The sequence below is a fragment of the Thalassospira sp. genome (assembly GCF_040218635.1).
Taxonomy (GTDB): Bacteria; Pseudomonadota; Alphaproteobacteria; order Rhodospirillales; family Thalassospiraceae; genus Thalassospira.
The window spans coordinates 81,684-95,625 of the sequence record NZ_JAVJRB010000004.1 but is presented as its reverse complement, the minus strand read 5'-3'; the positions used below and the strand labels follow the sequence as shown (position 1 = coordinate 95,625).

Below are 13,942 nucleotides of genomic sequence, written 5' to 3'. Positions count from 1 at the left end.
TCGCCGGGGATTTAACTTCGCCATGATGAACAGCACCGATGACTTCACCCCGCCAAAGACAAACCATCGCACCCGTGTCTTCGCGCTGATTGCCTTTATGGTTTTGTGCCTGATCATATCGGCCTTTGGCGGTGCGGTGACCGCAACCAGTGTCAATGACTGGTACGCGACATTGCAAAAGCCGTTCTTCAATCCGCCGAACTGGCTGTTCGCCCCGGTCTGGACGGTCATTTATTTCATGATCGCCTTTAGCGGCTGGCGCGTTTGGCTCAAACGCGGCATTGGCAATGCCAAGGGCCCGTTTGCGATCTATGGCGCCCAACTGGCCTTAAACCTTTTGTGGTCGTTTCTGTTCTTTGGGGCGCAATCACCCTTGCTCGGCCTGATTGATATCAGTGTCCTTCTGGTGCTGATCATGGCCAATATCGTGGTGTTTATGAAGATTGACCGTCTGGCCGGAATCTTGTTGTTGCCCTACGGCGCATGGGCAAGCTTTGCCACCTTGCTAAATGCCGCGATCTGGCATTTGAACGGCTAGGGCCCAAACATCAAAGCGCGTTGTTGCCCGGCATCTCACCGCCATCTTCACTGGCAACCCCGTCGGCGGTGTCATCACCTGCGATTTCATGATCGGGGTTCTGATCGACATTATCCATACCCAACCGCCCGACGGATGGCAGACGCAAGGCAGGCCGGTTAAAATCAATGCCGATATTAAGACCAAGCAAGTTCAACTCGATCCCTTCTTCCAGACCAAGCGAAAAACCAAACACACCCAGAATATTGGCTTGAATGCCCTGCCCGCTTGACGACAGCCCGACTGGATTTGTGATTGCCCGGAAATCCTTACCAATCGCATTGGCCGGCATATCAAGGTTCAGCCCCGATACCTCGCGCCCGATATGGGCAATAAAGGTATTGCTGTTCGGCCCCGGATAGCTGCGATATTCGCGTGGAAAGGGATAGCTTTTAACCGCCGCCTCAACCTGATCAATCAACCCTTCGGCATCTACCCCGCGATGATCGGCAAGGATTTTAGGTTTGGAGCCAAACCACAATCCATCCGCAATCGCGTAATTCTTGCGCACAACATTGCCACCGCCCCACCCGACAACGTCATAGCGGGTATAGCTGGTGTCGCCAGCGCGCTTGTAAATGATCCACGGATGCACAGCGAAATACCCACGCCAGCCAAACGTATCGGCCGCCATGACCATGACAATCGCCTGATCTGCATGACTCGCGGCATCAGGAGCCACCCCTGATGAACCACGCGGGGCATTGCGCCACGTGTACCGTTCTTTTGCCTTTTCACTTGGCGGGTTTTCGGCAAGGCTCATCCCAAACGGCAAGATAATGGCGGCCAGAAAGCCAAGAAAAAAGGTTTTACCTTTGCGCAACGTATCGATCCTGTCTGAATTCGCATTTGTATAATATTACGAGTAAGCGAAGAAGTAGGATCAAATTAAGGCATCGCAATCTTTAACGGTGATCAACAGACTGTGACAGCCGGATACATTATTGCGACATTTACGCCAACTAACACTTGTTCAACATTACGGCCAGGCGGCAAAAGTATCATCACGCACGCGCTCCGCTGCCCGACGTAACCGGCGATATCCCCCCGGCGCCTCGCCCATATAGCGTTTGAAAAACCGGCTGAAATAGGCCGGATCACGGAACCCCAAACCATAAGCAATCTGCGCCACACCAAGCGGGGATTGTTCAAGCCGCATACAGGCTTCACGCAAGACACGATCATGAATAACACTCAGCGGCGGCTTACCTGTCGCGCGCAAAACAGCCGACCCAAGCCGACGTTCACTGACGCCAAGGGCCGTTGCATAATCGGCAACATTCCAGTGTTCACGAAAATGCAGTTCCAGCACCTGAAGAAACCGCTGAAACGTGATCGATCCCGGGCGGTGTTTGTCGCGCTGTTCCATCACCCCTTCGCCAAGGCGCAAAACCATGGTCAGGATGATTTGCAAATGCGCACCAACCACAAGGCTGGCGCCAAGCGCATTTTGCATCAGCTCGGTTCGGATGGCGGCAAAGCTGCGCGCCAGAAGCGATAGATTTTCGCTATCTTCTGCCGGGGTGACATTGTGAACCGTATCAGCAGCAAATCGAAGCGGCAAACCACCGCCGACCGGACTGCCCCCCGGCGCACCAAGACCACCGGCCCCATCCCCGCAATGACGGGCCACCAAATCATCCGCCACCGACAGCAAATAACCTTCGCCACCGGCCGTTACAGAAAAGCTTTGCGTTTCACCCAGCGGCATCCACACTAGGGCGGGTGCCCTGCATTCAATGGTTCCCTGTCGCAACCCGATCCGCGCCCGCCCGCTTAGCAGCAAAACCGCATAACAACGGTCCCGCCGCCCCGGATCATTCATCACCCATTCTTGCGTGGATAACGGATGATCAAAATGATCCATCATGGCCTGCGCGGTGACAGGAACCAGATCTTCGAACGGGTTTTCAACCAGCGGTGCCGGGCTTGAAACCGGGATATGTCGGGATGAATACTGAGGCATGCCTTTTTGTCGATCATCTATTCCAAATGGTTATATGTATAAAAATACAATTTTTCGTCCTAAAATGTCAATTTAGCTATCTTTACATCGGAAGCGTTCCGTCGCTTACTAGTGTGACGGTCAAAAGAACCGCAAAAACAACAATACAAATCAAAATTGCGTTCCCGTTATTTTGCAACTGCGAAATAATGGGCAGGAGGAAACGCCGGGGATTTACTTTGCACTGCGAAGTAAATAACAGAATCTCTTTGCCTAAACTCCTGAAATAGCGCGTAAACGGGAAAACCGTCTCTGCAAAGAGATCAGGAGGAAAAGCATGCAAATTTCAGCGAAACTGCGCATCGCGACCATCGCGGCAGCAACCACTGCCCTGATGAGCACCGCGACGCTGTTTAGTGCCAACGCACAAGAAACCTATCGCATTGGTTACGCCATCTCGAAAACCGGCCCCGGCGCACCGGGCGCTGCCACCAGCACCACGCCGAACTATGAAATGTGGGTCAAGGAAATCAATGACGCCGGCGGCCTTAAAGTCGGCGACAAACAGATCCCGATTGAAGTCGTTGAATATGATGATCGCTCCAGCTCCGAAGAAGCTGTCCGTGCGATCGAACGCTTGATCAATCAGGACAAGGTTGATTTCATCCTGTCGCCTTGGGGTACGGGGCTTAACCTTGCCGTCGCACCGATCCTTGATCGTGCGGGCTATGCCCATATTGCCGGTACAGCCGTTACCGACAAATCACCGCAACTCGCAGAACGCTGGAAAAACTCCTACTGGCTGCTGGGTACGGGTGAACAATATGCCGTTGAAATGGCCGAATTCCTTAAAGGCCTGAAAGACGCCGGTAAAATCAACGACAAGGTCGCAATGATTGCCGTTGCCGATGGTTTCGGGATTGAACTTTCCAAAGCCGGTCGTACCGCCCTTGAAGATCGCGACTTTGATCTGGTCTATGACAAAACCTATCCGCTGGGCTCCCAGGACCTTGCAACCATCGTCAATGAAATCAAATCACTTGGCGCAGATACCTTTGTGGCCTTTTCCTACCCGCCGGGCACCCTTGGCCTGACCGAACAGTCCCGTGTTCTGGGCTTTAACCCGAAAATCTTCTATGCCGGTGTTGGCACAGCTTTCCCGCTTTATAAAAACCGTTTCGGTGAAGATGCACAGGGCGTCATCAGCCTTGGGGGTGCCAGCGAAAATGATCCGAAAATTGCCGATTACATTGCACGCCATGTCGCATTTGCCGATCGCGAGCCGGATCGTTGGGCATCGATTGTCAACTGGGCATCGCTTCAGTCCCTGCAACAGGCAATCGAACGTGCCGGTTCCACCGACCGCGAAGCTGTGAATGCTGAACTCGCCAAAGGTGGCTTTGACACCATTCTGGGCACCTATAAGCCGGGCGATCAGAATTTCTGGCAGGTTGGCCAGTGGCAGGACGGCAAATTTGTCGGTGTTGCCCCAACCAGCATGGAAGGCGCACAAGAACTTGTCTTCCCGAAACCTGAATGGAAAGCAGCACAATAAGTGCAGCTGACAAGGAAAGCCGGGGTTCCTGCGCACGCACAACCGCGCGGGAACCCCGACACCCCTCTGGGAAGAATTGAATGTTAAGCTACGCAATATTTTCCGGGATCACGCTTGGCGGCATGTATGCACTCGTCGCCATGGGGCTGACCCTGCAATACGGAGTATCGCGCATCATGAACCTCGCCTATGGCGAGCTGGTGATCGTCGCATCCTTTATTGCCTTTGTTTTCATGACCTCGTTCGGGATTAACCCGATTGTCGGTCTTCTGATCATTATCCCGCTAAGCTTTGCTCTGAACTGGGTGATCTATCGCATCCTGCTGACCCCGCTGGTCGCACGGGCAAAGAACCGCGGCATGCTTGAAGTCGACAGCATTCTGGCCACCTTTGGCCTGCTGTTCATTGTTCAGGGCGTGTTGCTGGTCTGGTTTGGCGGTAATTATTACAGCTATGACTTCATGAATGGTGCCGTGAATGTGTTTGGCGCAGTGATTGCTGCCAACCGTCTGGTTGCCCTTGGCTTTGCTGTTGTTATCGGGCTTGGATTTTATGTCATCCTGACCAGAACACGGATTGGCACGGCTCTTCGCGCGGTTGCTGTTGATCCGACCTCTGCCCGTCTGGTTGCGATTGATGTTAATTTTGCCTCCTGCTTTGCCTTTGCCCTTGGTGGTGCAATGGCCGCTGTCGGTGGCGTTCTGGTCAGCATGTTTCTGACCTTCTCAACATCGATGGGCGTTGTCTTTACCATGAAGGCATTGATTGTCGTGATCATGGGCGGGGTTGGCAACCTGCTTGGTGCGCTGATCGCCGGTCTGATCCTTGGCGTGGCGGAAAGTCTGGTCGCGACCTATGTTGATCCCGGCCTGACCATTGCGGTCACTTACGTCATCTTCCTTCTGGTCTTGCTGATCAAACCATCCGGCCTGTTCGGGAGGGCATCTTCATGAGCATCCTGAAACCTGACTTCATCAAGCCCGTTGGCTTGGGTGCCGTAATCTTTGCCGCCCTTGCCTTCCTGCCGAACTTTGTCGACAACTACTATATGTCGCTTGCCATCAGTGTGGTCAGCTTTGCCGTGCTTGCGACCGCTTGGTCAATGTTCTCTGGCCCGACGCGCTATATCTCGTTGGCAACCGTCGTGTTCTTTGGCATCGGTGCCTATACGGTGGCCGTTCTTGGCGAACATATGGCCTTTCCGCTGGTTCTTGTCTGTGCCGCACTGGCCGGTACGGTCGTTGCCCTTCTGGTCGGGTTCTCCACCCTGCGGCTGGCCGGTGTTTACTTCGTGATCTTTACCTTTGGCCTGACCGAACTGGTGCGTCAGGTTGTCAGTTGGTACGAAGTCAATGTCACCCGCGAAATGGGTCGTTATGTCTTTCTTGATATCACCCAGAACGACATTTACTGGCAGTTGCTGGCCCTGTTTGCCGTCCTGCTTCTGACCGGCTTTATCTTGGCCCGGTCCCGGCTTGGCTTTGCGCTGCGCATCATTGGCGAAGACGAAACCGTCGCCAAACATTGCGGCATTGATGTTACCCGGGTCAAAGTTGCCCTGTTTGTTCTCTCGGCTTTGTTCATGACCCTGACCGGTGCCATCATGGCGCCACGTTGGACCTATATCGATCCCTTGATTGCCTTTAACCCGATGCTGTCCTTCCAGGTTGTCATTATGGCGCTTTTGGGTGGTCCGCGCCGGTTACTCGGTCCGCTGTTGGGGGTTATTCCGCTGACCTTGCTGTTTGAAGTTCTGACCGCAAGTTTCCCGAACCATTTCAGCATCCTTCTGGGCTGTGTGTTCATGGTGATTGTCTATCTTTTGCCCGGCGGTGTGCTTGGACTTTATGAAAAGTACCGTGCGCCGAAAAAGCGCACCCTTTCGCCGCCGAACGGCACAGATGGCACCACCAAGTCAGAGGAGAAAGCAGCATGACATCGCAAATTCTTCTGTCGATTGATGGTCTGCATAAGGCCTTTGGCGGATTGATTGCCGTCAACCAGATGCAGTTTGATGTCCATGAAGGCGAAATTGTCGGCCTTCTGGGCCCCAATGGATCAGGCAAGACAACCGTGATGAACCTGATATCGGGTGCCCTGTCACCTGACGAAGGCAAGGTCGTCATTGGCGGCAAAAACATCACAAGCCTTCCGGCTCACAAAATCAGCCATTCCGGCGTTGCACGTACTTTCCAACTGGTGCGCGTTCTGCCCGATCTTGATTGCATCGAAAATATCGAAGCCGGTCTTGCCTATCGCAACAATCCGCTTTGGGGTGAAAGTGCCCATAAAGCAGCCCATGACCTTCTGGACCGGATCGGTCTTGCCAAACAGGCCCACACACCTGCTGGTGATCTGACCTATATCGATCAAAAACGTTTGGAACTGGGTCGTGCCTTGGCCCTGCAACCCAAGTTACTGTTACTTGATGAATGGTTGGCCGGGTTGAACCCCTCGGAACTTCAAGATGGCATCACGCTTGTGCGCAAACTCAAGGACGAAGGCCTGACCATCATCATGGTAGAACATGTCATGGATGCCATCCGCAGCCTGTGTGATCGCTGTGTTGTCATGAACGCCGGGGCCAAGATTGCCGATGGCACGCCTGATGAAGTTCTTTCCGACCCGGAAGTTGTCCGCGCCTATCTTGGAGACAGCCATGCTTGAAATTAAAAACCTGTCTGTTTCCTATGGCAAACATGCTGCCCTGCGCGGGGTTGATGTCAATGTGCAGCGTGGCGAAATCGTTGTCATGCTTGGTGCTAATGGTGCGGGGAAAAGCAGCCTGCTCAAAGCCTGTGCCGGTCTGGTTACCGCTCATGATGACACCAGCATCAATTTATCAGGAAGCGAGCTTACCGATCTTCCGGCCCATAAAATTGTCGAGGCAGGCTTGGCCCTTGTCCCCGAAGGTCGCGGGATTTTCGGCGAACTGACGGTGCGCGAAAATCTTGAACTGGGGGCCTTTGCCAAACGCGCCCGCGCGGCGGAAAAGCAAAATCTCGAACGTGTGATTGATCTTTTCCCCAAACTGGCAGAACGGCTTGATCAGGCCGCCCGCACCATGAGCGGCGGCGAACAGCAAATGGTCGCCATTGGTCGTGCCTTGATGTCCAACCCGGATATCCTGTTGCTTGATGAACCCTCCCTTGGTCTGTCGCCGATTATGACCGGTGATTTGTTCAAGGCACTTGCCGCCATTCGTAAAACCGGGGTTGGTGTGCTTCTGGTCGAACAGAACGCCCATCAGTCCCTTGCCATATCAGATCGGGGATATCTGATCGAAAACGGGGCCATCACCGGGCAGGACACTGCCAAGGCCCTGCAATCCGACCCTGCTGTGCAAAAGGCCTTCCTTGGCCTTGGGGCTGCATAACATGCCGCTTTTCGCCACCTCACAGCAGACCATCAGAAACTCAGGAGAAACGTCATGAACGATGTAAAACTGTTGATCGACAATCAGGATGTAAGCGCTTCAAACAACCGCACGTTTGAACGCAAAAACCCGGTGACCGGTGAAACGGCAACCGTTGCCGCCGCCGCCAGTGCCGCCGATGCCCGCAAGGCGGCTGATGCGGCTGCCGCGGCCTTTCCGGAATGGTCAAAAATGGGTCCGGGCGCACGCCGCAAGATCCTGTTAAAGGCTGCTGACATTATGGAATCAAAGGCCGGTGAATTCGGTCAGCTGGTTCTTGATGAAACCGGAAGCACGCGCATGTGGGGCGGCTTTAACGCCAATCTCGCAGCAAACATGCTCCGCGAAGCCGGTGCCATGACCACCCAGATTCAAGGCGACATCATTCCGTCTGACCATCCGGGTCTGATGGCAATGGGCATTCGTCAGCCGGTCGGTGTTGTTTTGGGCATCGCCCCCTGGAATGCGCCGGTTATTCTTGGCACCCGTGCGATTGCCATGCCGCTTGCCTGCGGTAACACCGTGATCCTCAAGGCATCCGAACTGTGCCCGGCCCTGCATCACCTGATTGGTCAATGCCTGGTCGAAGCTGGCGCCCCGGCTGGTGTGGTCAATGTTGTCACCAACGCCCCGGAAGATGCCCCGGAAATCGTTGAAACCCTGATTGCCCATCCGGCGGTGCGTCGCATCAACTTTACCGGCTCCACCCGTGTCGGGCGCATTGTTGCCAAACTGGGTGCCGAACATCTTAAACCGGTTCTGCTTGAACTGGGTGGCAAGGCACCGTTCCTCGTTCTCGATGACGCGGATATTGACGAAGCCGTCAATGGTGCGGCCTTTGGCGCCTATATGAATCAGGGCCAGATTTGCATGTCGACCGAACGCCTGATCGTCGATAACGCCGTTGCTGATGACTTTGTTGCCAAACTGGCCGCCAAGACCAAAACCCTCACCGCGGGCGATCCGGCCAAGGCCGAACATATCCTTGGGGGTGTTGTCAGTGTTGAGGCCATCAACCGCATCGAAGAACTGGTCGAAGACGCCGTTTCCAAGGGTGCGAAACTGGTTGCCGGTTCGGGCAAGGCCAAAGACGGCGTTCTGATGGATGCCACCTTGCTTGATCACGTCACCCCGGCGATGAAGATCTATTCCGAAGAAAGCTTTGGTCCGATCTGTGTGGTTATTCGTGCCGGTAACGAAGACGAAGCCGTGCGCATCGCCAATGACAGCGAATATGGCCTGTCATCTGCGGTCTTCTCGACCAACATTCCGCGCGCGATGGAAGTCGCCAAACGCATCGAAAGCGGCATCTGCCACATCAACAGCCCGACCGTTCAGGACGAAGCACAAATGCCGTTTGGTGGTGTCAAATCGTCTGGTTATGGCCGGTTTGGGTCGCAGGCATCGATCGATGAATTCACCGAAATGCGCTGGATCACGATCCAGAGCGGCAAACGCCACTACCCGTTCTAAGCCGCAAACACCTTAAAACCGGGTGGTCACCCACCCGGCATTCCATGGATATCCGAACACGCAGGGGGGAAGCCTGATTTGTTCTAGTTCCCTTACAAATCAGGACCTGTGTGCAGGCCGTCAGTTCTTAAATGAATTGGCGGCCTGCGTCGTTTCAGGTTAGGCAACATCGATCTTACGAATTAACCCCGCAAAACCGCCTGCACCAAAACTTCAAGCGCGCTGGAAAATTTTGACCGGTCTTTCTGGGTAAAGGACGCATTACGCCCCTGCTCACCGGTGACTTCGCGCATATGGGCTGCGATCTCGCGGCCTGCCAGCGCATTACCGATATTGGCTTCGGTGAATTCCTGCCCGTTGGCTTTTAACACCCGCGCGCCAATTTCAATCCCGCGTGAGGCCAGTGGAATATCATTGGTAATGATCACATCCCGCGCACGGGCATTTTCCGCAATCCAGTCATCCGCCGCATCGGGTTCGGGCGGCACAATAACATTTCGGATCAAGGGATTACGCGACGGGCGGATACCACCGTTAGAGACAACAATCATCTCGATCCGGTGACGTTCAGCCACACGTTCGCATTCCACCTTTACCGGGCAGGCATCGGCATCAACAAACAAACGCGGGCGACTATTTTCAACTATCTCAGACATGGCGCGATCATCGCCGGGACGCGGTGAAAGTCAAGACTTCATGAAGCATCCCTGACCCGTTCGTCAGGTCTGGCATCGCGCATCCCCATCAAAACCACCCCCCCGATCAAGGCAAAGCCACAGGCCAAAACAACCGTGGTCTGGAAATCAAAGATGCTGGCGACCACACCGGTCAGAAGATTACCAATAAGCCCGCCAACAAAGAGCGTGCTGACATAATAACTTGTCGCCACACCGGGTTGGTCGGGGGCAAAATTCTGAACAAACGTCATGCTGATCCCGGCAAAGATGCCGTAATAAATGCCGTCCAGCACAGCCAGAAGTAAAACATCCTCAAGGCTGCTGGCGTGATAGATCAGGCCAAAAAACACCGCCGCCAAAACCGATGCGATCAACATGCCCTTGCGTTCGCCCACACGCTTGATCAGCGATGCACAGAAATAAATCGCCACCACTTCGACCAGGCATTTAACGCTCAAAGCAAAGCCCGCCGATGATGCGATCAATCCGATCTCGGTCGAGAAGTAAAGCGGCATGGCCGAAACAAACACAACATTGGCCGCGCCAATGAAAAACACCGGAATACAGGCCTGCAACAGGCCAAAATTGAACGGAATTTTTACCCCGGTTTCAAGGCTGTTGGGGTGGTGGGTTTTAAACGCATGCGGCACAATCAAAAGACAGGCGGCAAACCAGATCAACGACAATCCGGCAATCCCGTAATAGGTCGCCGCAAAGCCAAACACGCCATAAAATGACAACGCCGCCGCAGGCCCCACCATCCAGCCTAATGACGTCTGCATCCGCAAGAACCCGTTGAACTTCACGACATCGCGGTTGGTTTGTTCGGCAAACAACCGGCCAAACGAATACATCACGGACAAGGCCCCCGACCCGATCCCGAGCAAGATCGAAACGATACCGAGATAAACCCAATAGATTTGAAACACACCAAGGATCAGCATCCCGGTGCCAAAGCACACAATGCTGGTCACCAGCAAAAACTTGACCGGCACAGCCCGGTCAATCGCCCGGCCAAAGGCCCGGTTGGTGATCAACGTCACGCACACCTGCACGATGGCAACCATGCTGAGCTTCCAGGGGGATTGCCCCAAACCTTCAACCACATAAAGCCCGGCCAGGGGCACCGCACAGGAGGATGTAAACGCCCCGACAAGAAGCAATCCCAACACCAAAAGGGGATAGCGATCCAGAATCGCGATGACAGATGAACGGTGTTTGGTCCCGCCTTCTCCAAGTTCATTGGTGACGTCGTCTTTCATCTGCAGCACATCCCTTATCCACCCCTATCGGCATCAAGGAAACGTTCTACAGGCTCAACAGAAAATGGTTAAACATTTCCGATCACTACGGAAAAGATGTCATAAAACCATCATCGAAAACTTATGAAAGACCGCCAACAAAACTGGAAAGTTCGGGTGTTTTGGGATTGGAAAACACTTCTTCGGGATCGCCGGTTTCATGAATGCGCCCCTGATGCATAAAGACCAGCTTGTCGCAAACTTCGCGGGCAAAGCGCATTTCATGGGTGACCATCACCAATGTCATGCCTTCTTCGGCCAATTGACGGACAACGGCCAAGACCTCGTTGACCAGTTCCGGATCAAGGGCAGAGGTGACTTCGTCGCACAAAAGAACCTTGGGCTGCATCGCAAGGGCGCGCGCAATGGCAACGCGTTGCTGTTGGCCGCCGGAAAGCTGATCGGGGTAATGCATCATCTTGTCGGCAAGCCCAACCTTGGCCAACATTTCCTCGGCAATCTCTTTTGCCTCGGCTTTCGATTGCTTTTTCACCACCTGCGGGGAGAGCATGACATTTTCAAGGGCGGTGTAATGGGGAAACAGATTGAACTGTTGAAACACCATTCCGACCTGAAGCCGCAACGCCAAAAGATCGGAATCACGGTCGCTGACCTTTTTACCGCCAACCATGATCACGCCATCATAAATCGCCTCAAGCCCGTTGATCGTGCGCAGCAATGTACTTTTGCCCGACCCGCTTTTGCCAATCAGGGCAATGACCTGACCTTCTTCAATCGAAAGGTCGATGCCCTTAAGGACTTCCAGCGCGCCAAAGCTTTTATGTATGGCGTGCAGTTCAACGAGCGGCATGACGGAACTTCCCTTCCAGATGACCGGCAAAAAGCGACAGCGGATAACAAATCAGGAAATACATCACCGCGACACAGCCATAGACGGTAAACGGCGCATAGGTCGCGTTGGTGATCATGGTGCCGGCCTTGGTCAGTTCGACAAAACCGATAATCGATGCCACGGCCGTTCCCTTGACCACCTGCACGGAAAAACCAACCGTTGGCGGAACCGCAATCCGCAAGGCCTGCGGCAGAATGATGTAACGCATCTGTTGGGTGAACCCCATGCCAAGACTGGCCGATGCTTCCCATTGGCCTTTGCCAATCGATTCAACACATCCGCGCCAGATTTCGGTCAGAAACGCACTGGTAAACAGCGTCAGGCCAAGGATCGCCGCCGTCCAGGGCGACACATCAATCCCGATCAAAGGCAGGCCAAAGAACACGATGAAAAGCTGCATCAAAAGCGGCGTGCCCTGAAACAGTTCGACATAGCCGCGCACAAGCCGGATCACCCATGGGTTGCCCGCCGTGCGCAACATCAAAAGCACCACACCGACCAAGCCCCCCAGAACAAAGGCGCTCAGCGACAGCAAAACAGTCCAGCGCCCGGCAAGCAGCAAGTTATAGACAATATCCCACAATGAAAACTCAGACATGACGCCGCCGTTCAAACAGGAAGTTGCCCAAAACCTTTAACCCCATACGCAGCAAAATCGACATCACCAGATAAAGTGCCGTGACGACGAAATAAACTTCAAACGCCCGGAAATTAAGGGCCTGAATATAGTTCGCCCCAAAGGTCAGCTCCTCGGCCGCGATCTGCGAACAAACCGATGATCCAAGCATGACAATCACAATCTGACTGGAAAGTGCCGGCCAGATTTTCTGCAACGCCGGCAAGATCACCACATAACGGAAAATCTGAACCCGGTTCATCGCAAGCGTCTGGGCCGCTTCAATTTGACCTTGCGGGATGGCCTGAATACCGGCCCGGACAATCTCGGTCGAATAGGCCCCCAGATTGACAATCATCGCCAAAACCGCAGCCTGAAATTCCGTCAGTTTGACGCCAAGTGCCGGAAGCCCGAAGAAGATAAAGAACAGTTGAACCAGAAACGGGGTGTTGCGGATCAGCTCGACATAGATCCCGACAATCGGACTGATTACCGGGGCGCGTGATGCCCGTGCCCACGCGCCCAGGATTCCGAACCCGACACCAACCACCGCACCGATAACTGTCAGCTGTGTGGTTAAAATAACCCCGTCAAACAGCAATTCCCAATGTGGCACGATGGCGCCGAAGTCAAATTTATATGCCATTGATCTGCAACAATCCCGTCAATTCCGGCAAGTCCGTCAAAGGGGCTTAAAGTTCCGCCGGAAGCGGAATGCCAAGCCATTTTTCGGCAATCGCATTCAAGCGACCATCGGCCATGGATGCGGCAATGATCTCGTTGACCTTTGCCATGAATTCCGGTTCTTCCTTGTTCAAACCGACATAGCATGGCGAATTTTTGATCAGGAATTTCGGTTCCGGTTTGCGCGGCGGATCACGTTCAATAATCGCAGCCGCCGTTACATTGCCCGTGGCAATCAGGTCAACCTGACCGGACAGGAAAGCCGAAATCGTGCCGTTATTGTCTTCATAGCGTTTGATATCAACATCAGACGGGGCAATTTTGGTCAGCTCAAGGTCTTCGATGGCACCACGGGTGACACCAACCGACATACCCGCAAGATCAGCCGCCTTTTCAACCGAAAAATCCGCCGGGCCAAACACGCCGTTATAGAACGGGGCGTATGGATCACTGAAATCAATCACCTTTTCACGGTCCGGGTTTTTGCCAAGGCTGGAAATCACCAGATCAACCTTGCCGGTGGTCAAATACGGAATGCGGTTGCTGGATGCAACCGGCACCAGCTCAAGCTTCACACCAAGTTCTTCCGCAATCAGCGCTGCCATATCGATGTCATAGCCCTTTGGCTGCATATCGGTCCCGACCGATCCAAATGGCGGAAAGTCCTGCGGCACGGCGACCTTTAAGACACCTGCTTCGGCAATCGTATCCAAAGCACCGGCTGACGCTGCACCAAGTGGTGCGGCAAGCATCGCCACAGCCGCAATTGCGGTTTTGAAGAATTGTTTCATGAGCCTCTACCCGTTTTGCTAAGAGTTTAATGCACTTTTTTTAACCTGACACGAA

The 13,942-nt window shown here is 53.9% G+C and carries 15 protein-coding genes; 7 read left to right on the top strand and 8 right to left on the bottom strand.

Features of this window, described 5'->3' with window-relative positions:
* The first annotated feature begins 22 nt into the window (after positions 1–22).
* The gene (locus tag RIC05_RS02565; protein ID WP_350046294.1) at positions 23–538 is read left to right on the top strand and encodes a TspO/MBR family protein; all 516 of its coding nucleotides are present in this window, start codon (positions 23–25) and stop codon (positions 536–538) included.
* Between the two features lie 10 nt (positions 539–548).
* Here RIC05_RS02565 and RIC05_RS02560 read toward each other — a convergent pair whose 3' ends face one another.
* Positions 549–1,400, bottom strand: coding sequence for a DUF3750 domain-containing protein (locus tag RIC05_RS02560; protein ID WP_350046295.1), 852 nt, complete (start codon positions 1,398–1,400; stop codon positions 549–551).
* Between the two features lie 156 nt (positions 1,401–1,556).
* Positions 1,557–2,543 (bottom strand): helix-turn-helix domain-containing protein, encoded by a 987-nt coding sequence (locus tag RIC05_RS02555; protein WP_350046296.1) that lies wholly within the window; start codon positions 2,541–2,543, stop codon positions 1,557–1,559.
* A gap of 316 nt (positions 2,544–2,859) precedes the next feature.
* On the opposite strand from RIC05_RS02555, the gene RIC05_RS02550 reads away from it, so the two are divergent.
* The 6 genes from RIC05_RS02550 to RIC05_RS02525 all read left to right on the top strand — a co-directional run bounded on the left by RIC05_RS02550 (position 2,860) and on the right by RIC05_RS02525 (position 8,965).
* Positions 2,860–4,077, top strand: coding sequence for an amino acid ABC transporter substrate-binding protein (locus RIC05_RS02550; protein WP_350046297.1), 1,218 nt, complete (start codon positions 2,860–2,862; stop codon positions 4,075–4,077).
* Between the two features lie 80 nt (positions 4,078–4,157).
* Positions 4,158–5,030 carry a branched-chain amino acid ABC transporter permease gene (locus RIC05_RS02545; RefSeq protein ID WP_350046298.1) on the top strand — a complete coding sequence of 291 codons (873 nt, stop codon included), beginning with the start codon at positions 4,158–4,160 and terminating at the stop codon, positions 5,028–5,030.
* The gene (locus tag RIC05_RS02540) at positions 5,027–6,013 is read left to right on the top strand and encodes a branched-chain amino acid ABC transporter permease (RefSeq protein ID WP_350046299.1); all 987 of its coding nucleotides are present in this window, start codon (positions 5,027–5,029) and stop codon (positions 6,011–6,013) included. The genes RIC05_RS02545 and RIC05_RS02540 overlap by 4 nt, the downstream gene beginning before the upstream one ends.
* Positions 6,010–6,744: an ABC transporter ATP-binding protein gene (locus RIC05_RS02535; RefSeq protein ID WP_350046300.1), complete on the top strand. Its 735-nt coding sequence runs from the start codon at positions 6,010–6,012 to the stop codon at positions 6,742–6,744. The genes RIC05_RS02540 and RIC05_RS02535 overlap by 4 nt, the downstream gene beginning before the upstream one ends.
* The gene (locus RIC05_RS02530) at positions 6,737–7,453 is read left to right on the top strand and encodes an ABC transporter ATP-binding protein (protein ID WP_350046301.1); all 717 of its coding nucleotides are present in this window, start codon (positions 6,737–6,739) and stop codon (positions 7,451–7,453) included. Before RIC05_RS02535 ends, RIC05_RS02530 begins: the two co-directional genes overlap by 8 nt.
* A gap of 54 nt (positions 7,454–7,507) precedes the next feature.
* Positions 7,508–8,965: an aldehyde dehydrogenase gene (locus tag RIC05_RS02525; RefSeq protein ID WP_350046302.1), complete on the top strand. Its 1,458-nt coding sequence runs from the start codon at positions 7,508–7,510 to the stop codon at positions 8,963–8,965.
* A gap of 182 nt (positions 8,966–9,147) precedes the next feature.
* Here the strand turns inward: RIC05_RS02525 and RIC05_RS02520 are convergent, their stop codons facing one another.
* The 6 genes from RIC05_RS02520 to RIC05_RS02495 form a co-directional block, all read right to left on the bottom strand.
* Positions 9,148–9,621, bottom strand: a complete 474-nt coding sequence (locus RIC05_RS02520) for a YaiI/YqxD family protein (RefSeq protein WP_350043060.1) — start codon at positions 9,619–9,621, stop codon at positions 9,148–9,150.
* Between the two features lie 38 nt (positions 9,622–9,659).
* On the bottom strand, positions 9,660–10,904 hold the full coding sequence (locus RIC05_RS02515; RefSeq protein WP_350046303.1) for an MFS transporter: 1,245 nt from the start codon (positions 10,902–10,904) through the stop codon (positions 9,660–9,662).
* Between the two features lie 121 nt (positions 10,905–11,025).
* Entirely contained in the window at positions 11,026–11,754 is a 729-nt protein-coding gene (locus RIC05_RS02510) for an amino acid ABC transporter ATP-binding protein (RefSeq protein WP_350046304.1), read from the bottom strand.
* Positions 11,741–12,394 carry an amino acid ABC transporter permease gene (locus RIC05_RS02505; RefSeq protein ID WP_350046305.1) on the bottom strand — a complete coding sequence of 218 codons (654 nt, stop codon included), beginning with the start codon at positions 12,392–12,394 and terminating at the stop codon, positions 11,741–11,743. Before RIC05_RS02505 ends, RIC05_RS02510 begins: the two co-directional genes overlap by 14 nt.
* Positions 12,387–13,058, bottom strand: coding sequence for an amino acid ABC transporter permease (locus tag RIC05_RS02500; RefSeq protein WP_350046306.1), 672 nt, complete (start codon positions 13,056–13,058; stop codon positions 12,387–12,389). The genes RIC05_RS02505 and RIC05_RS02500 overlap by 8 nt, the downstream gene beginning before the upstream one ends.
* A gap of 46 nt (positions 13,059–13,104) precedes the next feature.
* Positions 13,105–13,887 (bottom strand): transporter substrate-binding domain-containing protein, encoded by a 783-nt coding sequence (locus RIC05_RS02495; protein ID WP_350046307.1) that lies wholly within the window; start codon positions 13,885–13,887, stop codon positions 13,105–13,107.
* Positions 13,888–13,942: the final 55 nt, after the last annotated feature.

Excerpts from the sequence above, each read along its gene's own strand:
- RIC05_RS02565 (WP_350046294.1), top strand. The coding sequence starts at position 23 with ATGATGAACAGCACCGATGACTTCACCCCGCCAAAGACAAACCATCGC.
- RIC05_RS02555 (WP_350046296.1), bottom strand. The coding sequence starts at position 2,543 with ATGCCTCAGTATTCATCCCGACATATCCCGGTTTCAAGCCCGGCACCG.
- RIC05_RS02550 (WP_350046297.1), top strand. The coding sequence starts at position 2,860 with ATGCAAATTTCAGCGAAACTGCGCATCGCGACCATCGCGGCAGCAACC.
- RIC05_RS02545 (WP_350046298.1), top strand. The coding sequence starts at position 4,158 with ATGTTAAGCTACGCAATATTTTCCGGGATCACGCTTGGCGGCATGTAT.
- RIC05_RS02540 (WP_350046299.1), top strand. The coding sequence starts at position 5,027 with ATGAGCATCCTGAAACCTGACTTCATCAAGCCCGTTGGCTTGGGTGCC.
- RIC05_RS02535 (WP_350046300.1), top strand. The coding sequence starts at position 6,010 with ATGACATCGCAAATTCTTCTGTCGATTGATGGTCTGCATAAGGCCTTT.
- RIC05_RS02530 (WP_350046301.1), top strand. The coding sequence starts at position 6,737 with ATGCTTGAAATTAAAAACCTGTCTGTTTCCTATGGCAAACATGCTGCC.
- RIC05_RS02525 (WP_350046302.1), top strand. The coding sequence starts at position 7,508 with ATGAACGATGTAAAACTGTTGATCGACAATCAGGATGTAAGCGCTTCA.
- RIC05_RS02520 (WP_350043060.1), bottom strand. The coding sequence starts at position 9,621 with ATGTCTGAGATAGTTGAAAATAGTCGCCCGCGTTTGTTTGTTGATGCC.
- RIC05_RS02515 (WP_350046303.1), bottom strand. The coding sequence starts at position 10,904 with ATGAAAGACGACGTCACCAATGAACTTGGAGAAGGCGGGACCAAACAC.
- RIC05_RS02510 (WP_350046304.1), bottom strand. The coding sequence starts at position 11,754 with ATGCCGCTCGTTGAACTGCACGCCATACATAAAAGCTTTGGCGCGCTG.
- RIC05_RS02505 (WP_350046305.1), bottom strand. The coding sequence starts at position 12,394 with ATGTCTGAGTTTTCATTGTGGGATATTGTCTATAACTTGCTGCTTGCC.
- RIC05_RS02500 (WP_350046306.1), bottom strand. The coding sequence starts at position 13,058 with ATGGCATATAAATTTGACTTCGGCGCCATCGTGCCACATTGGGAATTG.
- RIC05_RS02495 (WP_350046307.1), bottom strand. The coding sequence starts at position 13,887 with ATGAAACAATTCTTCAAAACCGCAATTGCGGCTGTGGCGATGCTTGCC.